Here is a 25,421-nt window from a genome sequence, read left to right as displayed (position 1 = left end):
GATGACCGGATGCAAATGAACCCCGTCAACGGATGGCCTGCAGGCTGACATGCCCTTCTTCAAAAGCGGCCACGACAAGCCCCGGGTCACGGTAATGAATGGGCCGCATGCCGTTGAAGCAGTGAGTCACGTGGCTAGCCCCCGCCGAAAAAGCCGCCTTGGCCTCCTCATATGTCGCATCCGAATGGGCGATGGCGACGACAACCTCCTGCTCTTTTAAAAACTGGAGGAGTTCCATCCCGCCCGGAAGCTCCGGTGCGATCGTCACCATTTTAATCAGGCCCTCCGCCTCACGGAAAATGGATTTCATTTCTTCGACATTAGGATGCCGCAAAAATTTCTCGTTCTGCATTCCTTTTCTCTTGGGATTGAGATAAGGCCCTTCCAGATGGATGCCGGCGATCTTTGCTCCCGCTTCCCTTCCGATGACTTGTTTTACACGCGAAATCATCCGGAACAGTCTTCCAGGGTCGACGTGACCGAAGTCACTAAAAAGGAGGTACAGCCCGTTGCCGCGAATGTTCTGGAAACATTTCTTGATTTACCAAGTTGTTAGACTTTAGAACTACATAGTGATAATTAAAAGTATGAACGGGAAAACAATAATGGGTAGGGGAAGGATTCTCCCAACCGGCTTTCTTTATGTATTATCTTATCGCTGTTGCGATCGAACGAAGAAAGCATAGATGGGCTCATGATTTAAGGCAGTTCTTAAATATTATTTAATTCTGACAGAAGGAGATAACCGAATACCAATAGAAACTAGATTACCGAGAGATCTGGTTGTTTTGGTTGAAATCATTAAGAAAAATGAAACTTGAGGTTATCTATGGGAGGGAATTATTTGAAAAGAGCCGGTTTTGTCTCTTGGTTGTTAAGTATGGTGCTTTTGTCGGTTTTAATTTTCCCGATAAAAATCTTTGCTGCTGAATCCCCTGAAGTAGAAATCGAGGATTTCGCACTTGAAAACGTGATCAGAAAAGAACTTCATAAAAATGAAGGTCCGATAACGGTAAGGGACATGGAAAGCCTGAAAACGATAGGGCCCGCTGATTGGCAGGGTATTAAGACGCTAAAAGGCTTAGAATACGCCAAAAATTTGGTGGAAGTTAAACTAATGCAAAATAAAATCGAAAACATCTATGCTTTAAGCGGATTAACAAAGCTGGAGAAGATTAACTTGAGGCAAAATCAAATCAGTGACATTCACGCTCTCCGCAATCTTCCCTCTTTAGTTAATCTGGATATCAGTCAGAACCATATTACAGACGTAAGCCCTCTTAGAAATTTAAAGGAACTGAAAGTACTTAACTTATCTGAAAATCAGCTGCAAAATATTGATCCATTAGAGAATCTTGAAAACTTATCCGCTTTTGACGCCTACAAGAATCAAATTCAGGATATATCCTCCATGCGTAATTTCAAAAAATTACTTTCTACTAATTTGCAAGAAAATAAAATCTCAGATATTTCGCCTTTACGTAATCTGTCTAATCTTGATTTCATAGGCCTTAAATACAATCGGGTTAAAGATTTGAGTCCATTAAAAAATCTAACTCATCTGACCGGCCTTGAATTGACTGGAAATCCGGTTGAAGATTTGAGTATCCTTAAACATTTTCCTAAGCTTAATTTGTTAAGTATCGGTTCTCTTCATATTTCCGATCTAAACTTTCTCGAAAACCATCCCGATCTGAAATGGCTCCAGCTTGAAAACAATCAAATAACCGATATAAGAAGCCTTCAAAAGCTTACTGACTTACAGGATCTTGATCTTTCGAATAATCAGATTTCGGATGTTTCTCCTTTGTCTCAAGCGAATAATCTCGAGTTATTAAGAATTAACCAAAATCGGATTTCAAACATTATACCTATTGTTCAATTACCAAAATTGTCGTTGTTATCGCTTAACGGCAATTCCATTACCGATCCGGAATCTTTGAGCAGCTTACCTGAATTACGTTCTCTATATTTAGGGTCAAACGGAATTGCTTCGCTTCAATTTCTGAAAAGCTTGCCTCCGCTCGCTCTGCTCTCTCTGGACGGAAATTTTATTAGTGATCTGCGTGGACTAGAGGCTCAAAATGAGATCTATCAACTTGATTTAAGCAATAACCAACTTACCGATCTTAGTCCGATTAAATCGCTGAAAATGTTAGATGTCTTGTATTTGGATGGCAATGCTCTTTCGGATATATCCGCACTATCTCAAATAACTCCGAGAAAGATCTCATTGAACAATAATCAAATCCAAGATATACGTTCACTGGATAACCAAACCGATCTGTGGGAAATTTATTTGGCCAACAATCCGTTAAATAAAGGATCCATAAGTAAACTCGAAGATAGAGCTTTACGAGGAGCGGCGGTTTCCTACGGTGAACGAATTTTTGTAAAAATCAATGACGAAGCTCAAGACTATACACAAGAGGAAGCTCCGCAGAATATATCCGGCTCTGTTTATGTCCCCATGAGAAAAATCTTTGAAGCGTTAGGCGCTGATGTTACTTGGGACAGTAACACGCAAACCGTGACGGCTCAAAAATTGGATATCTCTTTAAAATTACAAATCGGATCGAATAAAGCTATAGTAAACGGAAAAGGCACGCTCTTGGAATCTCCCATACAGATAGTGAACGGATCTACTTTGGTTCCTGTAAGAATGGTAAGCGAAACATTGGGAGCACAAGTACAATGGAACTCCAATACAAAAACAGTCCATATCAGACAATAGGCTGGTTAAGAAACAAAAATTTTTAAACATCCTCGTCCATAGGTAAACTAAAACAAGCTGACGCCGATGAAGTATCGACGCCAGCTTGGCTTTTTTCATTTTCCTTTAACGAGTCTTGATCCTACATTTTTAACAAGTTTTTCTTTATTAAAAATCAAAATTGTCCGGGTCTGGACCTACACGGTGATTTTGATTCAATTCATCAATAAGTTTCATATCTTCCGTGCTCAGTTCAAAATCAAAGATGGCGGCATTTTCTACAATACGATGCTCTTTGGTTGATTTTGGAATCGTAATAATACCGTTCTGTACATCCCAGCGTAAAATCACTTGGGCTACGGATTTATTGTATTTGGCAGCAAGGGTAGTCAAAACTTCATTGTCTAAGAGTTCGCCTTGCATTAACGGAGACCAAGCTTCCAATTGAATGCCATGTTTTTCACAAAACGTCCCAAGCTCTTTTTGGGTTAAACGCGGATGACATTCCACCTGGTTGATAACCGGTTTAATTTCTGCGTCTTTCAACAAGTTCTCAAGATGGTGAATTTGGAAATTACTTACCCCGATCGCTTTTACCCGGCCTTCTTTATAAAGGGTTTCTAACGCACGCCATGCTTCTTTGTATTTACCTTCCACTGGCCAATGAATTAGATACAGATCCAAATACTCCAACCCGAGTTTTTTTAGGCTTGTTTCGTAAGCCGCAATTGTCGAATCATATCCGAGATCAGCATTCCATACTTTTGACGTGACAAATACCTCTTCTCTTGAGATACCTGCTTCTTGTAATCCTTCACGGATACCTTGACCTACTCCTTCTTCATTTCCATAAATCGCTGCCGTATCGATACTCCGGTAACCATGCTTGATAGCTGTTTTGACAGCATTTACGAGCTCCGGACCTTCTTCTACTTTAAATACTCCAAGGCCGAATCCCGGCATGTTTACACCATTGTGCAGAGTCACTGTATCTTGTAAATTCTTTATCATTAAAATCCCTCCTAAACCGAGTTATTTATCTATTAAAATTTTGTCTCTCCTTGCCGGCAAAACCTATTATGTTACAGGCTAGCCCAAAAGAAAAGTACGTACTTTTTTGTGCTATAGGTACTTAAAAGTTCCCTTTCCTATTCAATTTCCGGCAATTCCATTTGGAGGGAAATGTTCCAATAAAAAATCCAACTCTCGCCTTCATGCACGTACCGGGTCTGCAGCTATATATTGTTCAATTTGCCGGTAAATATGTACCTTGGTCTATAGACATTGCTTCTGCGAGACTGCGTTTGATATTGCATGAACGAGGAGAATACGTATTGCCGCATTCCCCTCCCATGAAATCAGTGATTGTAAGAGATGTGATCATATGATCATCGAATTTTGGGACTAAAATTCGAGATATTAAACCAGGAAAAGTAGAGTCTGCCAATAATAGTACGCGTTTGGACGATAAAAAAGGAATACTTGAGCCGAGGCTTCAAGTATTCCCGAGAGAGTAGCGGGGGCAAAATGCAATAATAAAGCAGCCCCGCCTACAAGTATGATTTTTACGAGCAGCGGCTGTATCCACAGTTCGTGCAGTTTTTGCAGCCTTCGCTGTTCACGAGCGAGGCGGAACCGCAGGACGGGCACAGGTCAAGCGACGTCAGCCCGGCGGGCGCGGCACCCGCGGAAGGCGCAGCATGACTAAGAGCAGCAGGCTCTTCATGCATGACTTCTTTCGTGGCCGTCACGTAAGCCTCCGCTCCCGTTTCGCCGGCCATCGCTTCCTCATGCATTTCCAGCGCTTTGGCGACCGCATCGGCGATGGACTCGACGCGGTTGGCGCCGAAGCCGATGGCACCCGAACCGCCGATGCCTTTGAGATGCTTGATCAGCAGGTTCACTTTGTTCCCGTGGTCGCCGTAGCGCAGGAACAAGGAACAGACGCGGCCGAGCGCTTCCGCCATGGCGAAGACGTCGGAGCCCGCTTTTCCCACGTTCAAGAAAATTTCGCTCGGCGAGCCGTTCATGTCGTTGATCGTAATATACGCCATACCGAACGGCGTGTTGATTTTATAGGTCGCGCCGCGCAAAATTTGCGGACGGCGTTTATATTCTTTATCGAAGACGTTGCCGGAAAGAGCATCGGTCTGAACGACTGACGGTTCCTGGGCAATTGCCACGGCCGGAGGAGTCTCGATCGGCACTTCAGGAGCAGGAACGGCCGCTTCGGCCTTCGTCTGGTCCTTCTTATCCTTGTCCGCTCCCGTGCTGAGTACCTGTACGTCACGGCTGCCGTCGCGGTAGATGGTCACGCCCTTGCACCCCAGATCGAACGCAAGCTCGTACAGCCGCTCGGTTTCTTCAACCGTGAAATCGGCCGGACAGTTCGCCGTCTTGGAGATGGAGCTGTCTACCCAGCGCTGGATAGCGGCTTGAACGCGGATATGATCCTCGGCGGACAACGTCATGGAGGTCACGAAATAATCGGGCAAGTCCTGATCCTTGTTGGCGTCCTTCCATTCCTGCGCAATCGGCACGAACTGCTTATCGTAGCCGAGGCGGCTTTGGCGGAAATATTCGAAGGCAAAATAAGGCTCGATACCGGTGGATGTTCCCACCATCGTTCCCGTGCTTCCCGTCGGCGCCTGCGTAATAACGGTCACGTTGCGCATGCCGTTTTTGCGGACGGATTCCGTCACTTCCGGATAAACCTCATGCATGTTCTTCATAAAACCGCTCTGCAGGAATTTCTCGGTGTCGAAGTGTTTGAAAGAGCCCTTCTCCCCCGCAATTTCAGAGGAAGCCAGGTATGCTTCGCGTGCCATAAAGCCGTAGATTTTATCCAGGAACTCGAGAGATTCCGGGCTGCCGTAACGGATGCGCAGCTTGATCATCAGCTCGGCCAAGCCCATCGTTCCGAGCCCGACACGGCGTTCGCCCTGCTGGTTCTCACGGTTTTCCTCGAAGTGGTAAGGCGTCTTGTCGATGACGTTGTCCAGAAAACGGGTGGAATAACGGACGGTTTTGCCCAGCTCGTCCCAAGCGACATCGTCATTCTCCTCGTCGTAAAACTTGGACAGGTTAACGGCGGACAAGTTGCATACGCCCCAGGCCGGAAGCCCCTGCTCTCCGCAAGGATTGGTACAAATGATCGGGTTGAAGTACCAGCTGTTGGACATCTGATTGTAGTACTCCATAAACACGACGCCCGGCTCCGCGGAACGCCATGCGGATTCGATGATCGTGTGCCAGACTTCGCGGGCTTTTACGGTACGGTACACTTTTACGGCTTTTCCGAGTTTTTTCCACTCATTGAGATCGCCGTTCCAAACTTCATCGTATTCCGGATCTGTCGTATCCGGGAACACGAGATCCCAATCCAGGTCCTCTTTTACGGCTTTCATGAAACCGTTGCTAACGCAAACGGAAAGATTGGCGTTCGTAATCTGGCCCATCGTCGATTTAACGGTGATAAAATCAAGCAGATCCGGATGCCAGTCGTTGATCATAAGCATCAGGGCACCGCGGCGGCTGCCGCCCTGCTCGATCAGACCGGTCGTATAGCTGAAAAGGCCTCCCCATGATACGGAGCCGCTGGAAGAACCATTCACGCCTTTGACGATCGCGCGACGCGGACGAAGAGACGACAGGTTAATACCGACGCCGCCGCCGCGGGACATAATTTCCGTCATCTCGGACAAAGTCGCCATAATGCCGCCGCGGCTGTCATGCGGAGACGGAATGACATAGCAGTTGAACAGCGTCAACTCGTCGCTGGCATCCGCGCCTGCCGCGATACGGCCGCCGGGAACAAGCTTCCAATCGTCCAGGATGTAACGGAATTTTTCCGTCCATTCCTTCTGTTTTTCCGGTGTCGCTTCTACGGAAGCCATCGCCTTGGCCAGGCGGTCCCACAGCTCATCCGGCGTTTTTTCTATATTAAGAGTTAATCTGTCGATGTTCGACTCGATCGTTTCACCGCTGCGCAGCTTAACGGTCACATTACGTCCATCGCGTGCCGTGATTTCCCCGACTTCCTTGGCCGGAAATTTCGGGTCGTCCTTGGTCAGGACAAGCACCACGTCTCCGACTTTCGTATTGTTCGTGTCCGCATCTTTTAACGCGTAACGATCCAAAAAGATTTTCTCGCTCAAACCTTCCAAACTTTTCCGCTGCATCGTCTTCAAAACGGCAACACCCTCCCAAATCAATGTACCTGCACCGGGAACCCGCACCACTGCGCGTAATTCGCGGTATGTACGTAAGCACTATATATAGTGTCCTTAAAAGATTATACAACACTAGATATTGTGTTACGAATAAACTACGAATGAATTCAACGGGATAATAAAATCCATGAGCTTGTTTTCTCGCTTTTTCTTCGCCTTGCTCTTTATTTCGTTCGCGGTAGTTTTATAAAAAACGACATTTTTCGACAATTTGAAGCGAAAAAAGTACGAGTCCCAGCGCTTAACCGACAACCCTTATGAAAATGTGTTCCTGCCGGTTTCCGTGCATACAGACCAACGGCTTGTTATTGTGTAAGGTATTCTTTCCCCTATATACTATAAACAGATCCGCCGAAAAAAGAAACGGACGTTCGCCAGTTGGGTAATTTTTCGTATTATCCGTACATAAGCTCAACCAACAGGCGCACGACCCGGCCACAACAGCGCTCTACGCATATTCTGGCGTTAGAAAGATGACTTAAAGGAGATCATACCCGATGATGCTTTTCGGAAATCAGCTTGTACCGGACGAAGAAGTCCGGATTTCTCCCCTGGACCGGGGTTATTACTTCGGGGATGGAGTCTACGAAGTATTCCGTATTTACGAGGGACGGCTTTTTGAAGTTCAGGGGCATATGGAACGTTTCAGCCGCAGCATGTCGGAAGTCCGGATCGGACTTCCATATCCGCTTGAAGAGCTGGAGAAGCTTCTGGACCGGCTTGTGAAGGCTGCCGGAATTCCCGAAGGAGTCGCTTATGTGCAGATCACACGCGGCCCGGCACCCCGTTCTCACCCGTTTCCGGGCGCGGCCGAACCGGTCGTGACGGGCTGGTGCTCCCCGTTTTACCGTCCGCTGAAAGATCTCGAAAGCGGGATCTCCGCCATCGTCAGGGAAGACATCCGCTGGCACCGCTGCGACATCAAATCACTGAACCTGCTCCCTAACGTGCTGCTGAAGCAGGAGGCTCTTGACAGCGGAGCGGGAGAAGTGATTTTCAACCGCGGCGGCATCATCACCGAAGCCAGCGCGTCCAACGTGATGATCGTTAAAGACGGTGCCGTGAAAACACATCCCGCCGATCATCATATCCTGCGGGGCGTCACCCGCACGCTCGTTCTCCGGCTCGCCGAGGAGCTGGGCATTGCCGTGCGCGAGGAAGCTTTCACGGCCGAGGAACTCGCAGCGGCCGAGGAAGTCTTCATCACGAGCACGGGCTCCGAAGTCATGCCGGTCGTTCTGCTGGACGGCTCTCCCATCGGAGACGGCAGGCCCGGCCCCGTTACCAGACGGCTCCAGCAGGCCTTCGAAGCGACGATTCCCGCCGGAAGCCGCTGATACCACCCGGACGCCAAAAGCCTCCAAACCGCACTCTCTAGTGGGTTTGGAGGCTTTTTTGAACGGCTGGCGGGAAGCGGAGTCCGGCGCAGCAGCGCTAAGACCGCCGGTTCGGTCGGCGCCTTTGATGCGCATCCGGCCTGCCCGCCTTGTTGCCGGGACTGCCCTTGGCGCGCGAATGCCGATTCCCGCCGGGTAACCGTGCAGCGCGAAAGCGCGGCGTCGCTCCGCGTTAAGCGGGCGGCGGCACTTGTCGCTACCGATTAAGGCTCAGCCATGCGACCGCATAATCGACAAGCGGACGCTGCGGCATCAAGGCCGCTTCGGCCGAGCCCACTCTACCGCGGATGACCGGCGAGTGCCCGACTTCGAAATCCGCGCCCGCCCGCTCAAAATCGTCCGAGTCGATTCCGACATCCGGAAATTCCACCCATCGGCGGACGCCTTCTCCATCAAGAACGGGAGCCCCGTTCTTGATTTCCTTTTTGGAAGCATACGCCGCCCGGTATTCCGCCAGATGGATGGACGTGTTGGAGTCGTGGCCGACTCCCAGCAGCAGCACATGACCATCCAGCTCGTACAGCCGGGCAAGCGGGGAACCCTCACCGAGCCCGTAAGCCAGGGAATGGCCCCCGGTCAGCTTCTGCGCCTGCGGTCCGGCCGCCGCAAACGAAACCTGGGGATGATTGCTGCGGAGAACACCCGGGTACGTTCTGAACGCTTCCGGCACGGCTCCCATAAAATACGTGCGGGTCTCTTCCGCTTTGTAGGCCGGCATCGAGCTGCGGATGACCTCCCACCATTCCTCCGGCACGGGCGGATTGCTCCAAGCCGAAGGCTCCGACAAATCACCGCTGTGCGTGGGCATCATCAGCGTACCCTCCTTGCCCAGTGCGTCACGTAGAGCGGTTATGACCGCCTGCGTGCCCCCGCATACCCAGCCGAGTGAGCTTAGGGAGGAATGCACCAGGAGGGTCATCCCCTCCTTCACACCGAGTTTTCGCAAATCCTCCGCGAGGCTTTCCGCCGTATGCGGACGCTTCCCCGTCCGTTTTATAATCGTCTTGATCGACATCGCACACTCACCTCATTACAAAAATTACCGCCGCTACCGCTTCAGATTCCATTCGCCGGTGCTGTATTTATCGCGCGCAAGCTCTTGCGCAAGCTCCAGCTCGTACGGAGTCAGCTCTCCGTCTTCAAGCTCAATGCCCATGCCTTCGGCCACGCCGGCGCGGAATGCGGTCTCCACGTCTCCCAGCGTTACCGGGGCAAGCCCCGCAGTCCGGAGCAGATCGTTGATCGCTACCGCCTTCTGCACAAAGCTCTGCTTCATCCGCTCCGCAATCCGCTCGTTGGAGAAAAGCAGCAGGCCGAACAACTGCTCGACGTCCAGTTCCAGCAAAATGGAGCCATGCTGAAGCACGACATTCTTCTGCCGCACTTGCGCGCTTCCCGCGACTTTGCGGCCTTCCACCACAAGCTCGTACCACGAAGGTGAATCGAAGCAGGCCGCCGAACCCAGCGACTCGTATTTGCGCTTCTCTTCTTCGGTTGCCAGATTGACCATCTCGGCCGCCAGCCCCAGCTTGCGGAATCCGAGCAGCAGTCCTTCGCTGAGAACACGGTATGCTTCCGTTACGCTCGTCGGAATTCCCGGATAGCGCTCCGAAACGATGATGCTGTAAGTAAGTTCGGCGTCGTGAAGTACCGCCCGTCCGCCCGTCGGACGGCGTACGAATCCGAGACCTTCGCCGGCGACTTTGTCCAGATCGATCTCCTTCCGCGCTTTCTGAAAATAACCGATGGAGAGCGCTGCCGGCCCCCAGCCGTAAAAACGGACCGTAGGCGGGACCCTGCCTTCGCTGTGGGCGATGAGAATCGCCTCGTCAATCGCCATATTTTCAGCCGCCGTCCGGTTGCCCGTATGCATATACCGCCATGTTGTCATGTTCCTCTTCCCTTCTTATCAAAAACGCCGGGCGTGGAGAACCCCTCCCGTACGCGTTGTTTATGAATGCCCCATCATTCCTTTATCATAGCACAGGAGTTCTCCCGATTACATTCGATAGAGCTTCCGCTGAAGTTATAAATGCCCCGGTAAACCGCGGGAGTCCCGGAAATACGAACCCGTTATGAAACCTCCTTCTTTGGATCATACTAGTTACAAAGTTGCAGGCCGGCCGTGCCGGACCGCTATCATTTTTAAGCGGCAAGATAACGAGGGGCACAGGGGACGAAATCAAGCGCCCCGGATAAGGCCCATTTTCGAGAAGGAGGCAGAGCCTAGATGAACAACCAGACAACGGAGCACATCCGCCCTATTCATGAAGGGCTGAGCATGCACACGGATCGGGAATGGTTTCTGGACTGGGAGTCGCGTGTCGTCCGCAACGGCCCCTGGGATAACTGGACCTTGTACCAGCTCGCTTACGAGGCGGAAAAATCCAACCTGATCCACTCCTTCGACGAGCTCCTGTGCCTGAAACATGTAAACGGGATCGAACCCATGACCCACCAGATCGAAACGGCCAAGAAAGTGCTGTACGACATGCGCGGACGGGCCATTCTGGCCGACGAAGTCGGACTGGGCAAAACGATCGAAGCCGGACTCATTTTAAAAGAATACATGATCCGCGGTCTTGTCCGCAAAGCGCTCATTCTGGTTCCCGCCTCGCTTGTCCTGCAATGGGTCCGTGAGCTCAATCAGAAATTCGGGATCGCGGCGGCCGCCCAGAAAAAATCGTATATGTGGCAGACGTGCGACGTGATTGTCGCCTCCATGGACACCGCCAAGCGTGATCCGCACCGGGAAATCGTACTCGGTCTGGATTACGACATGCTTATCGTGGACGAAGCCCATAAGCTGAAAAACAAAAAGACGACCAACTACCAGTTCGTCGGAGAGCTCCGGAAAAAATACTGCCTCCTGCTGACCGCCACGCCCGTACAGAACGATCTTAAAGAACTGTACAATCTGATTAATCTGCTGAAACCCGGTCAACTCGGGGCTCATACGAATTTTCAGGCTAACTTTGTTATGGCCAAAAGGATGCCGAAAAACGAAGGCGTTCTCCAGCAGGAGCTATCCAAAATTATGATCCGCAACAGGCGCGGGGACGGAAATGTCGAGTTTAAAAAACGGATCGTGAAAAATATTACGCTTACGCTTTCTCCCGAGGAGCAGGCGCTTTACGACGGCGTCACGGATTTTATCCGGAGCCAGTATGAACAAAATCAGGGCCAGACGAGCAATACGCTTGCGCTTGTTACCCTTCAAAGGGAAGTGTGCAGTTCCCGTGACGCGGTTTTTATCACCCTGGTCAACATGTTCAAAAAAACGGAAGAAAACTCTCCGGTCCGGGCCAAAATATGGGAGCTGGTCGAACGCATCCGCAGCATTCAGGCGAACACGAAAGCCGAAACCGTTCTGAATCTGATCCGGGAAATCAATGACAAAGTGATCATTTTTACCGAATACCGGGCGTCCCAGGAGTACTTGCTGAATTATTTAAGAGAAAATAAAATCACGGCCGTCCCTTACCGCGGGGGAATGAACCGGGGCAAAAAAGACTGGATGATGGACCTGTTCCGCACCCGGGTACAGGTGCTGGTCGCTACAGAAGCGGGCGGCGAAGGAATCAACCTTCAGTTCTGCCATCATATGATCAACTTTGATCTGCCCTGGAATCCCATGCGTGTAGAACAGCGGATCGGACGGGTACACCGGCTGGGTCAGACGGACGACGTAAGAATTTACAACCTTTCTACCCGTAATACGATCGAAGAGCATATTCTGAACCTGCTGCACGAAAAAATCAATATGTTCGAGCTGGTCATCGGCGAACTCGATTCGATTCTGGAGCGGCTGGAGAAAAAATCGACCTCGCTGGAAAGCTCGCTCTTCAAAATGATGATGGAGTCGCGTTCCGATGAAGACATGCGCCGGCAGATCGACCGGCTTGGCGATTCGCTGTCCGGCATCCGTGAGGAGCTGGAGCCCGAAAACGAAAGGAAAGCCAAAATCGGTTCCATACTCAGCGCCATCGGGCAGAATGTCGGGGTGAACCATGAATACCGCCCAGGTTGAACGCTTTGTCATGCGGTTTCTGGAAGCGTACAACTGCCGCATTATCGAAAAAACGAAGCACGCCGTCATCGTGAACCTCTCTCCGGAAGCGGATAAAGAACTTACCGGCCGCTCCTACTATTGGAGCTTCGTCGAGCGCACCGGAGTCGAACCCGAAACGATGACTTACCGTTTCGTGTTCGATCCGGAAGGGGATGCGGCAGCCGCGGCGGCGTCCCGTCCCGTACCGGCCGGTCCCCGGAACGGGCAGCCGGGGGCCTCTCCCGTGCCGGGAGCCGGTCCGGGGGCTTCCGCCGGTGCCGGTCCGGCCGCCAGCGGGGGAAGCCCGCCCGAAGCGATCCGCTCCGCGGACAGCATCCTCGGGCGGTACTTCGGCACGGCCCCCGCTCCGCCCATCGGCCGGGTCCCCCGCGACGAGGTTACGTTCGGCAGCCGCCGCCTGCAGCAGCTCTTCGCGACCGCCTTGAACAACGGGCGGTTCACCCGGTTGTTCGAGGCTCCGCCGCCGGCACCCGGCAGCCCGGTGCCGGCCCGCTCCGCTCCTCTCACCTACTGCACCTGGATGAATGTAAACTACAAGGTGGAGTATGCCTGCGATATGAAGCGCAGCGAGGTCCACTCCTTGGCCATTCAAATGACGACGGGAGAAATACGCGAGGAGTTTCATCCTTCCATGCTGACAAAGAAGCTCGCGCCGAAACTGCCCGCCAATATTCATCTGCTCGGCGATAACTTGACCCTGTCGAGAGCCGCCTCGATCCTGGAAGATTACCTGGAGCAGAAAATCCGCCGCACCGACCACCGCTGGGCGGACCGCGCCAATCAGGTGCTGGCCGAAGAGCATCAGCTCGTCCGCTTGTATTACGAAGGCATGCTTGCGGCAGCCGAGCCGGAAGCCCGGGAAGAGCTGGAAACCCGCTATGCGGCCCGGCAGGCGGAGGTAGACTGGCAGTACCGGCCGAGAGTGCATGTTTCCGTCATCAATTGCGGATTATTTCATTTAAGGGCGGAGGAAAGGTGAAGATGCGACGAAAGTCGCTAAAAGTTCCTATGGGCCCGCCTACACGTTTTAACAAACTTTTTATCAGGATTGCTTTACACTAGATTTATAGAATGAACGGCAGGCAGGTGAACGAATGAACCGCAAAGCTCTATGGACGGCAGCGCTTCTGGCGCTTGTTGTCTGGCTATCTGCCGGGCCCCCTTCTTTCTCGCAGGGTGAATCCCTCTTCGCAACTGAAGCTGGAGAAGTCTTTGACAGCTTGGAAACACGAACCGAGCCCGAAACCGGACAAGCCTATTTGGACAAAAGGTACACGGTTCTTCCCGGAATCAGACCTGCCGATGTTCTGGCGGACGTTTCGTCCGGTCAGCGGTCTGGTAGTGCTTCAGGCGCATCAAGCAAGAGCCCCGATAAGGTGCTGAACGAACATATTGTCCGCTGGATCGACAGTCTTGCCTCACAAAAAGGCTTCGAATCCTGGAGCCGCGCCCGATGGACAGTCGCTCCTCTCGGACCGGGCACGCACGGCTGGATCGTCCTGTTGACGGACGACGACGGACTTGAAGCAGGCTATCTGATCGTTTCAGCCGCCGAGAACGGCACCCTGCAGCTTATCGAATACGGAACGGGCGAACATCCCCTGTTCAGCACCCGGACGCTGTACCGCATCTTGGTGCAGCATGCCATCATCCCTTCATCCATGTCCTATAAAACTTGGCTGGATACTTCGGAAGCAAGGCTGCAGCGTTTTTATACGGATGCCTTCCATGCGGTCTGGACCGTTCCTGCCGGGAACAATCGTATTCTCATCGATGCCAAAACCGGCGAAATCCGGACCTTCCGGAATTATTCGCCCGCCAGCGCTTCAAGTTTGCTCAGGCTGCATGGCGCAGCCTTTGAACTTATACCCGGAACGCCGCTTGAGGTCCCGCCGCACGATCCTTACGAAGAGATCAGCTGGCTGACCCGTAACGCGCTCCCTATCCGTTCGTACGAAGAGTTGATTCCTTACCTTGCGGCCGGCAAGTCACTGACCTTCGTCTGTGAATGCTTCGACGGCAGACTTACGCTGCCGCTCTCCGTAACGGGCGCGCTGCGCTGGACAGGCGGTGCCGCTTTTATCGCCTTCGAGCAGGAAGGCAGGCGTTACGTGCTTCTGGGCGCCGCGGTTTCGCTGGGAAAGTTTTACCCGACTGACGGTATCTCCTCCTCTTTCCCATAGAAAAGCTTCCCCGGGTTCCCGGAACGGTTTACCGTTTCCTTGAGGAACCTGAGGAAGCTTCTTTTTTTGATATATGCTCTGAATTCTCAATTTCCCGGCAGCGGCACAGGCGAATTCCACATCGCTTTTTTGTTTCAAAGTAAAGCATGCAGAACATTCAGTCTCTGTTCCGGCGTTTTACGGCCTTCACGAGCATGGAGAGAGAGAGGGGAATCATTCCGAACCAGTGGACCGACCAGCTTTCTCTGGTTTCCTTTTGCCGGACGCGCGCTTCCTTTCGTACTTGTCTTGGAGTTTCTATATAGTGAACCACCTGCTCCGTTATATATTTCACAAGTTCTTCTCCGCCTTTTGCCATTGTCAGGTCTCCTTTTCCGCGTAAGGAATGCGATTCTTTAGGTCTAGTATTTCCCGGCTGCCTTTCCGTAAAACCCGCCACGCGCACATTCACGGGACAGGTCTCTTGCAACTCCCCTTCCCCGATGATCCAGACAGCCATCCAAGCAGATCTCGAACACCGTAAGCAATACGGAAACCTTTATCCAGGGATGAGCAAAACGGATCTGGCCCGCAAGTGTAAAATCGCCTGCCATAAAGCCAAAGACAAATAGAGGGAGCTGCCGAGAAGCGGCGCACAAAAAAACGGCTAACGCTCTCAGAGCATCAGCCGTTTTAGGTCTATGTGGTGTGAGCCGTAAGGCCTCAATCGCGGCTGATGCCGACAATCGAAGCGATAAAACGCAGAATATACAGGAACAGGTTAATGAAGTCGAGATACAGATTCAGTGCGGCGAGGGGGACTTCTTCCGCTGCAACGCCTTCGCGGTATTGAGCGACATCATACAGCACCCAGCCGCTGAAGATCAGAATTCCGCCGACGGACAGCAGCAGATTCAGGGTCGAACCGAAGTTGACGAACAGGGAGAGCACACCCATCAGCACAAGGCCGATTGTTGCGGCGAACAGAAATCCTCCCAGGAAGCTGAAGTCCTTTTCGGAACGGGCCGCGTACCAGGCAAGTCCCCCGAATATAACGGCCGTGGCCAGAAAAGCGCCGGACACAAGGTTGGCACCGATCAGCGAACCGTACGACATAATGACCGGGTACATGGTTACGCCCGAAATGGCCGTAAAGGTGTACAGGAACCCGTAACCGATGTTTTTGCCGCGCATACGGACCACGATGGCCGCGACGATCATGACGAGCTCAACGACAATAAACAGCGGGACGATCGACGGCGGGACGATCATGGCACCCGCCAGCATGCCTACGAACGAGATCAGCAGAGAAAGCGCAAAGGTCCGCAGAATGTGTGATAAAGATCCTTGATGGGAATACGTCATCGTTCTTTCCAAATTACAACACTCCTTTTCAATTACTACCCATTTTCCACTTATTTATAAATCGTTATACGAAAAAGGCCGGGCATCCGTTTCATTTTAAAGAAGGTTTTTTTCTTAAAAACTTAAAAAACAAAAAAGCCACCTGCTCCGGTTGACCGGTAGCCAGTGGCTTTCCTGTTTTGCTGATGCGGTCGAGAGGACTCGAACCTCCACGGCTGTTACACCACTAGAACCTGAATCTAGCGCGTCTGCCAATTCCGCCACGACCGCGTGCTTTGTAAGAACGAGATTAAATATATCATGCCCCAAAACGTTTGTCAAACAAATTATTAATCTTTTTTTGAGAAAATCCGACGGAATACATTTTGACCAAAATAAAGAAAGGAAAACCTCTAAGAGGCTTTCCTGTTTTCCTTCAGCTGCGTTTTAATCGTTTACCGTTTCCGGGGCCGGAATTCCTTTATGGAGCAGTTTCTGACCGATGGAAGAGCGGAAAAACAACCGTTCCAGTATCGTAATGACCCCGCTTCCCGCCCAGTATAGGACGAGGGCGGCCGGAGAGCGCCACATTACCGCTAATGAAACGGCCGTGATGACAAGCGGCATTCCCGCCTTAAGCAGCGCTGGCTGAGATGCCGTCTGATCCGGAACGAGGCTGATCAGCATCCCCAGCCATCCGACTATCCCGTACAGTACGGGAAGCGCGTGCGACGGATCGGGCACACCCAGCATTTGCATCCATGGAATCAGCATGGAAGTCATCTGGGCGCCATGCTGAGCAAAATACGGATATAGGCTCATGAAAATGGGCATCTGAATTAGTCCTGCCGCGAATGCAAGCCCAGGTTTGATTCCATAGCGGGAATACAGCCGGAGCATCTCCTCGCCCAGTTTGCCGGATTGGTCCGCATACCGCTCCCGGAGCTGCCGGATGGCCGGCTGCATTCGAATTTGTCTCACCTGCTGCCGGGCGCTGAGCAAATTTAAACGGAATAACAGACTGCGTACAAGCAGGGCAAGCAGCAGGATCGCCAGCCCCCAATCAGTCGTAAAGGCGGCTAAAGCGTTTAGAATAAGGTCCAATAAAGAAATAATAGGTTGTAAAAGTGACATGAAGAATTCCCCCGTTTTTGTGATAGCGGCCATACTGGCAGTAACTTGCAACGCTACAACGGGAGGAATCCGGTTCACCGGAATGATGATCGCTCCGGGCAGGGATTTTCCGCCGGGTCCTGAGTAATCCGAATCGGATCGGCCGGATGAGTACCGGCGCACCGCTCTTGTCCGAAGAGAGCTGCGGAACGGGGAATGCAACGGCTTTGAGAGGGGTCAGCGAAATCCACTCACCCAGCCACCAGCAGGTAAACCCGAGTGCCAGAAACAGCACCGGAATATCCAAACTCCATTCCAAGGCAATCCCCCTCTCTTTTTCTTCATGATACGGCCGGAGTGCTCAGCGGTTTCAGAAACTTCGGCTCACGTACCGAAAAGAGGTTCAGGCTTATTTACGCTTACTTCATACTTATTACCGGGCTTTTTCATACATGCGACGGTCAAAAAGAAACAGCGACATCCAAGGAAAGGATGCGCTGTATGCCGGGACGAAACCTTACGTTTCGTTTCTTATCATTGTGTATCGGCGAACCGCCGCGTAGGGCGGACTGATGTGTGACGTTGGGCTGCGGCCTGCCACGTCATGAGACGCCGCCGGAACGGCAAGCCGTGAGCCGCAGGCTGTGTTAGGCGGCCCTTACCCTACGGGAGCGCCAAGGCCTTCTTGTAAGCCAAGCCGGACTGCATGGCGGCGTCGTACACCGTGCGGCCGATCATGTGGCCGAGGTAAGTGGCCGTTCCGGCGTAGCGGTGAAGACGGCCTCTCTGCGTGGCTGCGATCAGCACGGCGTCCGTCGTCGTGCCCGTCGCCCCGCTGCCGTCCTTGAGCGCGACGCCGAGGTCCTGGAGAGCCGCCGCCTTCGCTTCGGTGGCGGTAATGACGGCGTTGACCATAGCCTCATCGGTCAACTCGCCCTCCACGGCCACGATAATATTGATCGTGCCGGGAAAAAGCGCCGAAGCCGGAAGCCCGCGTCCGGCCCGCGCCATGTTGGAATAGCCGACGGTCACCCAGGCACTGACGGCTATTCCGGTGTCCGCCGCGGAAGCGGCCGCGGATTCCGCTGCGCCCGTGTCAGCGGCGGCCGGAAGCCGCATTCCTCCGGTCACCGGGGTGCCCGGCTTTGCATCAGACGTACCGGGGAGACGGTGTGCTTCCCGGCCGTTTTCGGCGAAATCATCCGGCTCACCTTCGGACGTACCCAAAGAATCGAATCCAATTTCGCCGGCTACTGTCACGGGAACAGGATCGTCCATTCGAAGATGACTTTCACCGAGGCCGCTCATATGTACGGAAGTAAGCAGGCAGGCGGTTTCCTCGCTGTTCAGACCGACCGTCCCCAGAAATTCATTCATCTCCGCGACCGGATCGCCGCAGGCATACGTTTTATCCACCTTGCGGTTGATGATATTGCGGTGGTACCCGAAACCGCCGCCCCAGGGTGCGGAGCTTAACGTCCTCAGAGGTAAATGAGCCTCCAGCAGAAGATAGCTTCCCGCTCCGCCTTCGTTTACGCCTGCGGTTATTCCTGCGGCCGGGCGGCTTTCCGAGTAGATGAGTGATTGCCGATTGTTCAACGGATCAGGCCTCCTCACCCTCATTAGTTTCCCGGGGCAGCGTATACTCGGCGGGACGACTTTCCGTATAAGGCTGATAGACATACTTTCTATCCAGCTGAACCAGCTTGCGGCTGCGTTTGCGAATGGCGACGGACGACTCGTTCCATGCCACCACATAGCCTCGTATATCGTTGCGCGGATCCGCATCCCTGACGATTCTGAGCAGGGTGCCGTCAATCCGGTATCGGTCTAACTGCTCGTCGCTGATCATGACAAGCCCTCCTTTTGCTCCAAAAAATTTCCTGGGCAATTGTATCTTAAGCCTGCTCCCCCGCAAAAGGCAAAGCCGGCATCCCTACTAGCATACACAAAAGCCGGCGGCAAGCCAAGAAGCCCTTAGATCGGATGGAACCGCCTGATTCATTTTTTTCGGGCTCCGGGTAATAAAATCTGCAGCCTGCGTGGTTTTAGAAGCCGGCTAGTTGGGCAATCCTTTTAAGATGAAGGGGTAAAACCTGCGGTCAGGCTTATATGAAGGGAGCGAAAAGCGATGGACGGCAAAAAAACATTTTACGTCAGCGTAGGTTCCAAACAAATCGTCGACGAAGCGGACGAGATCAACTTCGATTTCGAAATAAAGGCAACGGATGAGGAAATCGACAAACTGGCCGAGCTTTTCGAGGTTATAGACGAGTCGGACGAACAGACGCATTTCCGGGCTCTCCTGCCTTTTAAGGAATATCACAAGGATAAAGAAAACGACGCCTACGACTATGATCTCAAGCAGATCTACCAGACGCTTTACAATTTGGGGACGGAAGAAACCCGCAAACATATCGAAGAAATGAATGTGTTGAATTAAAAAAAGACCTGCCGGCTTCCCGGCAGGTCTTGCTTATGAGGAACACGTCAGCCGACGTGTTCTTTGGAATCCGTATTTTCAAACCAGCAATCCAATACTTTGCTCGACATGACGCGTTTCTTGATATAATCGACCTGCTGAACCGTAAACTGGGATTCCCATGGAACGGAAAGTTCCATAAAGAATTTGACCACCGTAAGAAGTTCAGACCATGCCACGTATCGTTTATACCAGAAAAATTGAGGGTGTTCAATCATATACGGGTACAAATCATCAAACTCGGTGTGTTTGCAGTCTAGGGCGCGTTCGAAATGGTTCTTCGCTTCGGACAGCTTCTCCAGCAAATATTCGGCTGGAATTTGCTCATTTCCCATAGCGATCCCTCCTCTCCAGTTACCTTCCTCTATTATATCGAATTTACCCCTTCCAGGAAAGCATTGAAGCAGAATGAAAATGTTTTCATAAAATAACGGTCAATCTGCGAACACAATATGTCCTTGTTCAAGGGAAGTTATCGTTACGAGAGACTCCGTACGGATCCCCTGTTCACGGATCGCCCGGCCTCCGGCTTGAAACGCCTTCTCTACCGCGATACCGACTCCGACCAGTTCGGCTCCCGAGCGCTCCACAATTCGGATCAGGCCCCTGGCCGCATCGCCGTTGGCGATTATGTCGTCTATGATTAAAATCCGGTCGTTTGCGGTTATATATTGGGAAGAAACCATAATATCCGTCACGATTCCTTTGGTGAAGGACGGTACGCGTTCACAATAAGTATCCTCGCCCATAGTCACCGACTTTTTGCGTCTGGCGAAAATAAACGGGATGCCCAGTTCGCTGGCGACGGCAAAAGAAAGCGGGATTCCGGACGATTCGACAGTCAGCACTTTGGTAGGCGAGCTTTCTACAAAGCGCCGTGCGAATTCCCTGCCCATTTCCTTAATCAATGCAGGATCGACTTGATGATTCAAGATGGCATCCAATTTAACGACTTGGTCGGAAACGACGCTTCCGGCTTCTAAGATACGTTGTTTCAACAGTTCCATAGCTTCTCCTCCACCTTTGAATATGTGTTAACGTACCACAAGCCAAACATAGGTTTCAAGTCCCATTTTACGCCTTAGGTCCTTTCTCCCGGAACTTTTCGGCCCTTTGACCAGTCTGTATAAATAGCGGGACATCAACTCCTACTTCCTGCCGCCGGCAGAACGAGAAAAGCCGGCTTAAAACGTGCAAAGCAGATTACGGAGGCGTTACACCGGCGTCAGTCTCCGCTATCCCCTCATCTAAGCCGATATGAAATTTGAACGAATCGTCCCTAGGGCGTATGATAAGGAATGTCGCTCCGCGTCCGGAACCGGTGCGGCAGAAGAAAGGAACGATTGCAATGAAGAACAAACTCCGCAGAGCAGCGATGATCGGTCTTCTGATCTCCGTTCTGCCGGCGGCGGCGGGCTGTGAAGCTGTACATACGTTTTGGGGGAAAGAACCTGCCGGCTCCTCCGCAAATCAGGCACAATCTGACGGAAACGCGCAGCCTTCGCCTTCCGGTGCAGCCGGACAAACACCGGTTCCCGACCGCCCGGCTGCCGTTTCTTCCAACGAAAATACGGAAGGGCCGGTCAAAGCCAAGCCGGTGGTTACTCCGGAGAATACATACCGTGCCAGCAATCCGGCCTTGATGGGCGTTACGCTGGGAACGCCCAAAGACGAGGTCCTGAACCTCTTCGGGAAAGCGAAGAACATGTTCGTCATGGATGAGGATCCCCAGTCCGTCACGGTATACGAATACGGGTCCTTCTCCGTCGGCTTTAATGTGTTCGACCGCCTCGAGTTCGTCCAGATTCAATCGGCCGATATCGATCCCGGGCTGGGCGGGCTTCGTCTCGGACAATCCGCCGATGAGGCCGCGAACGTTCTGGGCAAGCCCGACAACCGCACGGATTACGTGCTGACCTATAAAGCCCGCAACACCGTATTGAAGCTGGATCTTGACCCGGAAAGCCATGTGATTCAATCGATCAAATTGTTCCCGGCCAGCTAAGCGCCGGTGCAAGAACAGTTAAAAACCCGCAGCCCTAAGGCCGGCGGGTTTTTAACTGTTCTTTTTTCTTTTTTTGCGGATGAGATAGAAAATAAGAAAACCGACTGCCGCGGCAACGGCAAGCCATAAGAGACAGATGCCGAGGTACGAGTGAATCCCCTTTAGCACCGCTTCAAAATTGGCCCCGATAAAATGTCCGAGCGAAAGAAACGTACAGCACCACAGCAAAGCGCCCGATCCCGCAAAAAGCAGATAACGCCAGAGGGTAATTCCGCTGACTCCCGCCAGATAACAGGTAAAATGCCGGAGCCCCGGAACGAAATAGCCGAAAAAGACGGCCCACATGCCGTATTTCTGAAACCAAAGTTCCGTACGGGTGATCCGCTCCTGCTTGATGCGCACCCACTTTCCGATTTTGTAAAGGAAGGGTTTGCCGAGCCGGAGTCCGACCGTATAGGAAATCAGCATCCCCGTCATCGTCCCCAGGTAGGAGACGATAAGCGAATGCGTAAAATTCAACGGACCGTTGTCCATCGTGAGAGAGCCGACAAACGTCATCAGCGTCTCGTCGGGAATCGGCAGGCCGACTATGCCGGCGGCAAGCAGAGCGTAAAGAGCCGTATACCCGTAATTGGAAATCAGCTCAAAGATCGTTTCTTTCACTACATAACACTCCTAACGGGGTTGTTCCTGCGCGTTTCTTATGTTGCTGTCATGCCCGTCCGGTCCGAAACATACCTTGTACTAGTACGAAACGTGAAGGGTGAGAACAATGGCTTCTAAAACATGGACGCAAACCGCACAGGTTGCTTTTACGTATGTCGGGACGGTCGTGGGAGCGGGTTTTGCCTCAGGTCAGGAGATCCTGCAGTTTTTTACCCGCTACGGCGCGGCGGCTTCCTTGACCATCGCGCTCGCGAGCGTCTTATTCGTATGGCTGGGCATCAAAATGATGCTTATGGCGCACGATGTCCGGGCGGAGTCATACGAAGATTTGAATATCGCTTTATTCGGCCCGAAACTCGGCGGATGGATCAGTTTGTTCACTTTATTCGTTCTTTTCGGGATCTCGTCGGTCATGCTGGCCGGCGGAGGCACGGTTTTCTCCGAGCACTTGTCCCTGCCCTTCCAGAGCGGATTGCTCGTCACCGCGGTCCTGTCCTATGCGGTAATCACACGCGGTATCGGTGCGATTATGGCGGTAAACACAATCGTCGTGCCGGTTATGGCCGCATTCAGTCTTATTCTGGTGCTTTACACAAACAAGCTCCCCACTTCGCAGGCATGGCTGACCCTCGGCACCGACCATTCGCCGCTCAGCGCCTGGACCGCGCCCCTGCTCTACGTCGGCTTTAACCTCGCTACCGCCCAAGCGGTTCTCGTGCCGCTCGGCGCTCAAATCAAAGACCGGCGCGTACTCTTCCGGGGCGCTCTGCTCGGCGGGATCGGAATCGGCCTGCTGCTCTTCGCCGCGCATTATGCCCTGAGCGCGCAGATGCCGGGAATCCGCCAGTTCGGCATTCCGATGGCCCGGATTATGAACGGGATGGGAACTTTCATCCCTTTAGCGTATCTTCTTGTCATCTATGGTGAAATCTTTACGACGTATCTTTCCAATACTTACGGGCTTACCCTGCAGCGCTGCAGCAGCGGACGGGCCTGAGCCGCAGAACCGTTCTTCTCCTGCTTATCGTGCTCAGTTATGTCGTCAGCCTGATCGGCTTTAAGCCGCTACTTGCGGCGCTTTATCCGTTATTCGGCCTTGTCAGCTCGGTGTGGCTGGCCGTGATGATGTGGAAAAGCCGCGCCGCCTGAGGAGCGCCATGCCCGGACCGTCAGAAGCAGACGGCCAAAGCTCATCAGCATACCCAGAAACACGAACAAAAATCCGCACAGCAAATAGCCGATATGATAATCGGGAAAAGCATCCGCATCGCGCAGTACCGCAACAAGATCGGCAAGAAGCATCACCATTCCGATCGCAGTAAGCGCAAACTGCCCGTAATCAAGCGGGGTTATCCGCTGCAAAAATTCCGCCGTATGACCGGGAGCGGCACTCCGCAGATCCCGTTTCCGCATCCGGTGCAGCATCCAGGCGGTATATGCGGAAGCAGCGGTGACGAAAAAACCAAAAAAGGCTGTAAAAACGGCCAGAATCGTAAATAATTGAATTGGAATCCTCTCCCTTATGGCAGGCTGTTCAGCCGAATGATAAAAGTTTCGACACGGCCCAGACCGTACACGCCGCGGCGGCGGCTGGCAGAACCCAATTTATTAGGGCCGCGGCCCGCCGTCCGGGCAGCGGAGTCGACCGCCACAGAAGCTCCATAAGCCGGCTGTTCTCCCCGGCAAGTTGAGCCGCCTGCGTTTCCGGTTTCGCCGGAACTACCGGTCCGGACGGAGGACACTCTTCGCGGTACGTGCTTTCGCCGGAAACAGCCGCAGGGAAAGGATTGCTCGCAAGTTCTATAGACTCAGACGCTTCCGCAGCTTGCATCCCTTCAACTTGTTCGGTCCGGGAATGCGCATGATCGGCCGCAATCTTTCTTTTGTCGCTTGTATGTGATGAGTTTGTCGAATGAATGTGCTCCCGCTTCGGTCCGGAGTTCTTCTCTTTCTGCGCGGAGCCTTTTCCTTTTCCGGTACGGATACGGCCTTTATGGCGTCCGACCTGATAAGTAATTTCCCGTTCTCCGGGTTTTGCCGGCTTTTTCTTCTCAGACAAGTGTCTGTCCCCCCAGTTCCTCGGAACCTCTTCGTACCGGTCTTCTATTTAGACGACGATTACGGCAGACAAGTTGTGCCGCAGCAAAAAAAAGACCTTTCCGTCCTACTTCGACATAGGGAAAGGTCTTTCCTGTTTTTTACATGCTTAAATAATGACTTTATACCTAGAAAAATCTCGAATATCTCCGAAAAAAGGCTTAGACGATTCCTGCCGCGCGGTTAGCGGCGAAAGCCGCGCTGCCGATGACGCCGCCGTCGTCGATAAGGGTGCCGGGATGGATGGTGAGACGTTCCCAGTAGCCTTTGTAAACGGACTTCTGAAGTTCTTCGCGCATAGGCTTGAACAGACGCTCGCCGGCCAGGGATGCTCCCCCTCCGATAATCAACGCGTCGGGGCTGTACATGGTTACGGCATATGAAAGTCCGCGGCCCAGCAGCTTGCCGGTATGGTTCATAACCTCGATTGCCAGGCGGTCGCCTTCGTCATACGCGCGGGATACGTCCGCGGCCGTAACGGAAGCCGCTTCCTCACCCGGGAACCACTCGGCCAGGATGCTCTCGCGGCCTGCCGCAAGCGCTTCCCTGACCTGGCGGACGATACCCGTGGCGGATGCGATCGTTTCGAGACAGCCGACGAGTCCGCAGCCGCAAGGCGTCGTTTCCGCATCGTCGACGCGAATATGTCCGATTTCGCCGGCCATGAAGCCGCCGCCGTAATACAACTGGCCGTTATTGACCAAGCCGGCCGACATCCCGGTCCCGAGCGTAATTCCGAGCACATGCTCGTAGCCGCGGCCAGGTCCCTTCATGGCTTCGCCGTAGACGTACATGCGGACGTCATTGTCGATAAAGACCGGGACGCCCAGTCTTGCTCCGAGCTGGTCGGATACCGGCACTTCGCTCCAGCGGAGATTGCTGGCGAATACGCACACGCCGCGAACCGGATCGATAAAGCCCGGCGTTCCGATTCCGACCGCTTTCAACTGCCCGAACGCAATATTCTGCTCTCCGAGCAGCGTTTCCACCATAACCGCAATCTTTTCCAGCACATAGTCGCTGCCTTTGGCCGCTTCCGTAGGCTGTTTGCTTTTGGCGAGGACGTTAAATTCCTCATCCAACAAGCCGCACACAATATTCGTTCCTCCGAGATCAACGCCGATGAAAAAGCTCATTC

24 protein-coding genes, 1 tRNA gene and 1 pseudogene (1 of these 26 running past the window's edge) are annotated in these 25,421 nt (G+C 52.6%); 8 read left to right on the top strand and 18 right to left on the bottom strand.

Translation table 11 applies throughout. The features are described 5' to 3' along the window. A pseudogene (gene nagA / locus ABC395_RS07900) lies at positions 1-531 on the bottom strand (N-acetylglucosamine-6-phosphate deacetylase) (its annotated part extends 383 nt beyond the left edge of the window); the annotation flags it as partial. 313 nt (positions 532-844) lie between these two features. Between nagA and ABC395_RS07895 the strand changes: the two are divergent. Next, on the top strand, positions 845-2,734 hold the full coding sequence (locus ABC395_RS07895) for a leucine-rich repeat domain-containing protein (protein WP_413002087.1): 1,890 nt from the start codon (positions 845-847) through the stop codon (positions 2,732-2,734). 147 nt (positions 2,735-2,881) lie between these two features. On the opposite strand, the gene ABC395_RS07890 is transcribed toward ABC395_RS07895, so the two are convergent. Further along, complete coding sequence (locus tag ABC395_RS07890) at positions 2,882-3,724, bottom strand: aldo/keto reductase (protein ID WP_413002085.1); 843 nt, start codon at positions 3,722-3,724, stop codon at positions 2,882-2,884. A gap of 554 nt (positions 3,725-4,278) precedes the next feature. Continuing rightward, entirely contained in the window at positions 4,279-6,903 is a 2,625-nt protein-coding gene (locus tag ABC395_RS07885; RefSeq protein ID WP_413002084.1) for an adenosylcobalamin-dependent ribonucleoside-diphosphate reductase, read from the bottom strand. Between the two features lie 539 nt (positions 6,904-7,442). On the opposite strand from ABC395_RS07885, the gene dat reads away from it, so the two are divergent. Then, complete coding sequence (gene dat / locus ABC395_RS07880) at positions 7,443-8,282, top strand: D-amino-acid transaminase (RefSeq protein WP_413002082.1); 840 nt, start codon at positions 7,443-7,445, stop codon at positions 8,280-8,282. A 256-nt stretch (positions 8,283-8,538) separates the two neighbouring features. Here the strand turns inward: dat and ABC395_RS07875 are convergent, their stop codons facing one another. After that, a complete protein-coding gene (locus ABC395_RS07875) occupies positions 8,539-9,357 on the bottom strand; it encodes an AAC(3) family N-acetyltransferase (RefSeq protein ID WP_413002081.1) in 819 nt (272 codons plus the stop codon). Between the two features lie 33 nt (positions 9,358-9,390). Then, on the bottom strand, positions 9,391-10,233 hold the full coding sequence (locus ABC395_RS07870; protein ID WP_413002079.1) for a lipoate--protein ligase family protein: 843 nt from the start codon (positions 10,231-10,233) through the stop codon (positions 9,391-9,393). Between the two features lie 339 nt (positions 10,234-10,572). Between ABC395_RS07870 and ABC395_RS07865 the strand changes: the two genes are divergently transcribed. From ABC395_RS07865 to ABC395_RS07855, 3 genes are all read left to right on the top strand, one after another. Beyond that, positions 10,573-12,372, top strand: a complete 1,800-nt coding sequence (locus tag ABC395_RS07865; RefSeq protein WP_413002078.1) for a DEAD/DEAH box helicase — start codon at positions 10,573-10,575, stop codon at positions 12,370-12,372. Then, positions 12,353-13,393 (top strand): YqhG family protein, encoded by a 1,041-nt coding sequence (locus tag ABC395_RS07860; protein WP_413002077.1) that lies wholly within the window; start codon positions 12,353-12,355, stop codon positions 13,391-13,393. The genes ABC395_RS07865 and ABC395_RS07860 overlap by 20 nt, the downstream gene beginning before the upstream one ends. A gap of 115 nt (positions 13,394-13,508) precedes the next feature. Beyond that, positions 13,509-14,597, top strand: a complete 1,089-nt coding sequence (locus ABC395_RS07855) for a hypothetical protein (RefSeq protein WP_413002075.1) — start codon at positions 13,509-13,511, stop codon at positions 14,595-14,597. A gap of 157 nt (positions 14,598-14,754) precedes the next feature. Here ABC395_RS07855 and ABC395_RS07850 read toward each other — a convergent pair whose 3' ends face one another. From ABC395_RS07850 to ABC395_RS07820, 7 genes are all read right to left on the bottom strand, one after another. Continuing rightward, positions 14,755-14,955 (bottom strand): YqzE family protein, encoded by a 201-nt coding sequence (locus ABC395_RS07850; protein WP_413002073.1) that lies wholly within the window; start codon positions 14,953-14,955, stop codon positions 14,755-14,757. Positions 14,956-15,299: 344 nt separating this feature from the next. After that, positions 15,300-15,953 carry a Bax inhibitor-1/YccA family protein gene (locus ABC395_RS07845; RefSeq protein WP_103997670.1) on the bottom strand — a complete coding sequence of 218 codons (654 nt, stop codon included), beginning with the start codon at positions 15,951-15,953 and terminating at the stop codon, positions 15,300-15,302. A gap of 174 nt (positions 15,954-16,127) precedes the next feature. Next, positions 16,128-16,211: transfer RNA gene (locus ABC395_RS07840), tRNA-Leu, on the bottom strand. A gap of 156 nt (positions 16,212-16,367) precedes the next feature. Further along, complete coding sequence (locus tag ABC395_RS07835) at positions 16,368-17,054, bottom strand: YidC/Oxa1 family membrane protein insertase (RefSeq protein ID WP_413002071.1); 687 nt, start codon at positions 17,052-17,054, stop codon at positions 16,368-16,370. Further along, a complete protein-coding gene (locus ABC395_RS07830) occupies positions 16,984-17,352 on the bottom strand; it encodes a hypothetical protein (protein WP_413002069.1) in 369 nt (122 codons plus the stop codon). The genes ABC395_RS07835 and ABC395_RS07830 overlap by 71 nt, the downstream gene beginning before the upstream one ends. A 344-nt stretch (positions 17,353-17,696) precedes the next feature. Further along, positions 17,697-18,632 carry an adenosylcobinamide amidohydrolase gene (locus ABC395_RS07825; RefSeq protein ID WP_413002068.1) on the bottom strand — a complete coding sequence of 312 codons (936 nt, stop codon included), beginning with the start codon at positions 18,630-18,632 and terminating at the stop codon, positions 17,697-17,699. Positions 18,633-18,636: 4 nt separating this feature from the next. Further along, positions 18,637-18,885: a hypothetical protein gene (locus ABC395_RS07820; RefSeq protein ID WP_103997685.1), complete on the bottom strand. Its 249-nt coding sequence runs from the start codon at positions 18,883-18,885 to the stop codon at positions 18,637-18,639. A gap of 279 nt (positions 18,886-19,164) precedes the next feature. Between ABC395_RS07820 and ABC395_RS07815 the strand changes: the two genes are divergently transcribed. Beyond that, complete coding sequence (locus ABC395_RS07815) at positions 19,165-19,476, top strand: hypothetical protein (RefSeq protein ID WP_009674764.1); 312 nt, start codon at positions 19,165-19,167, stop codon at positions 19,474-19,476. Between the two features lie 47 nt (positions 19,477-19,523). Here ABC395_RS07815 and ABC395_RS07810 read toward each other — a convergent pair whose 3' ends face one another. Together ABC395_RS07810 and ABC395_RS07805 are read right to left on the bottom strand one after the other, a co-directional pair. Further along, positions 19,524-19,850, bottom strand: a complete 327-nt coding sequence (locus ABC395_RS07810) for a hypothetical protein (RefSeq protein ID WP_103997667.1) — start codon at positions 19,848-19,850, stop codon at positions 19,524-19,526. Positions 19,851-19,949: 99 nt separating this feature from the next. Then, entirely contained in the window at positions 19,950-20,522 is a 573-nt protein-coding gene (locus tag ABC395_RS07805; protein ID WP_413002066.1) for a xanthine phosphoribosyltransferase, read from the bottom strand. Positions 20,523-20,863: 341 nt separating this feature from the next. Between ABC395_RS07805 and ABC395_RS07800 the strand changes: the two genes are divergently transcribed. Then, a complete protein-coding gene (locus ABC395_RS07800) occupies positions 20,864-21,520 on the top strand; it encodes a hypothetical protein (protein ID WP_413002064.1) in 657 nt (218 codons plus the stop codon). Between the two features lie 51 nt (positions 21,521-21,571). Here ABC395_RS07800 and ABC395_RS07795 read toward each other — a convergent pair whose 3' ends face one another. Then, complete coding sequence (locus ABC395_RS07795; RefSeq protein ID WP_413002062.1) at positions 21,572-22,183, bottom strand: DedA family protein; 612 nt, start codon at positions 22,181-22,183, stop codon at positions 21,572-21,574. A gap of 109 nt (positions 22,184-22,292) precedes the next feature. On the opposite strand from ABC395_RS07795, the gene ABC395_RS07790 reads away from it, so the two are divergent. Continuing rightward, complete coding sequence (locus ABC395_RS07790; RefSeq protein WP_459564675.1) at positions 22,293-23,183, top strand: YkvI family membrane protein; 891 nt, start codon at positions 22,293-22,295, stop codon at positions 23,181-23,183. 89 nt (positions 23,184-23,272) lie between these two features. Here ABC395_RS07790 and ABC395_RS07785 read toward each other — a convergent pair whose 3' ends face one another. From ABC395_RS07785 to ABC395_RS07775, 3 genes are all read right to left on the bottom strand, one after another. Beyond that, positions 23,273-23,599 (bottom strand): hypothetical protein, encoded by a 327-nt coding sequence (locus ABC395_RS07785; RefSeq protein WP_413002061.1) that lies wholly within the window; start codon positions 23,597-23,599, stop codon positions 23,273-23,275. Between the two features lie 121 nt (positions 23,600-23,720). Continuing rightward, positions 23,721-24,245: a hypothetical protein gene (locus tag ABC395_RS07780; RefSeq protein WP_413002059.1), complete on the bottom strand. Its 525-nt coding sequence runs from the start codon at positions 24,243-24,245 to the stop codon at positions 23,721-23,723. A gap of 199 nt (positions 24,246-24,444) precedes the next feature. Beyond that, positions 24,445-25,419, bottom strand: a complete 975-nt coding sequence (locus ABC395_RS07775; RefSeq protein ID WP_413002057.1) for an ROK family protein — start codon at positions 25,417-25,419, stop codon at positions 24,445-24,447. Between the last annotated feature and the right edge of the window lie 2 nt (positions 25,420-25,421).

This window comes from Paenibacillus canaveralius, from assembly GCF_047238265.1.
Classification (GTDB): Bacteria; Bacillota; Bacilli; order Paenibacillales; family NBRC-103111; genus Paenibacillus_F.
This window is presented reverse-complemented; position numbering and strand designations above follow the sequence as displayed.

What these genes read in the sequence shown, in the direction of transcription:
- ABC395_RS07865 (WP_413002078.1), top strand. Translation starts at nt 10,573, where the DNA reads ATGAACAACCAGACAACGGAGCACATCCGCCCTATTCATGAAGGGCTG.
- ABC395_RS07890 (WP_413002085.1), bottom strand. Translation starts at nt 3,724, where the DNA reads ATGATAAAGAATTTACAAGATACAGTGACTCTGCACAATGGTGTAAAC.
- ABC395_RS07820 (WP_103997685.1), bottom strand. Translation starts at nt 18,885, where the DNA reads ATGATCAGCGACGAGCAGTTAGACCGATACCGGATTGACGGCACCCTG.
- ABC395_RS07775 (WP_413002057.1), bottom strand. Translation starts at nt 25,419, where the DNA reads ATGAGCTTTTTCATCGGCGTTGATCTCGGAGGAACGAATATTGTGTGC.
- ABC395_RS07785 (WP_413002061.1), bottom strand. Translation starts at nt 23,599, where the DNA reads ATGCGGAAACGGGATCTGCGGAGTGCCGCTCCCGGTCATACGGCGGAA.
- ABC395_RS07860 (WP_413002077.1), top strand. Translation starts at nt 12,353, where the DNA reads ATGAATACCGCCCAGGTTGAACGCTTTGTCATGCGGTTTCTGGAAGCG.
- ABC395_RS07870 (WP_413002079.1), bottom strand. Translation starts at nt 10,233, where the DNA reads ATGACAACATGGCGGTATATGCATACGGGCAACCGGACGGCGGCTGAA.
- ABC395_RS07875 (WP_413002081.1), bottom strand. Translation starts at nt 9,357, where the DNA reads ATGTCGATCAAGACGATTATAAAACGGACGGGGAAGCGTCCGCATACG.
- ABC395_RS07815 (WP_009674764.1), top strand. Translation starts at nt 19,165, where the DNA reads ATGGACGGCAAAAAAACATTTTACGTCAGCGTAGGTTCCAAACAAATC.
- ABC395_RS07810 (WP_103997667.1), bottom strand. Translation starts at nt 19,850, where the DNA reads ATGGGAAATGAGCAAATTCCAGCCGAATATTTGCTGGAGAAGCTGTCC.
- ABC395_RS07855 (WP_413002075.1), top strand. Translation starts at nt 13,509, where the DNA reads ATGAACCGCAAAGCTCTATGGACGGCAGCGCTTCTGGCGCTTGTTGTC.
- dat (WP_413002082.1), top strand. Translation starts at nt 7,443, where the DNA reads ATGATGCTTTTCGGAAATCAGCTTGTACCGGACGAAGAAGTCCGGATT.
- ABC395_RS07835 (WP_413002071.1), bottom strand. Translation starts at nt 17,054, where the DNA reads ATGTCACTTTTACAACCTATTATTTCTTTATTGGACCTTATTCTAAAC.
- ABC395_RS07805 (WP_413002066.1), bottom strand. Translation starts at nt 20,522, where the DNA reads ATGGAACTGTTGAAACAACGTATCTTAGAAGCCGGAAGCGTCGTTTCC.
- ABC395_RS07790 (WP_459564675.1), top strand. Translation starts at nt 22,293, where the DNA reads ATGGCTTCTAAAACATGGACGCAAACCGCACAGGTTGCTTTTACGTAT.
- ABC395_RS07850 (WP_413002073.1), bottom strand. Translation starts at nt 14,955, where the DNA reads ATGGCAAAAGGCGGAGAAGAACTTGTGAAATATATAACGGAGCAGGTG.
- ABC395_RS07800 (WP_413002064.1), top strand. Translation starts at nt 20,864, where the DNA reads ATGAAGAACAAACTCCGCAGAGCAGCGATGATCGGTCTTCTGATCTCC.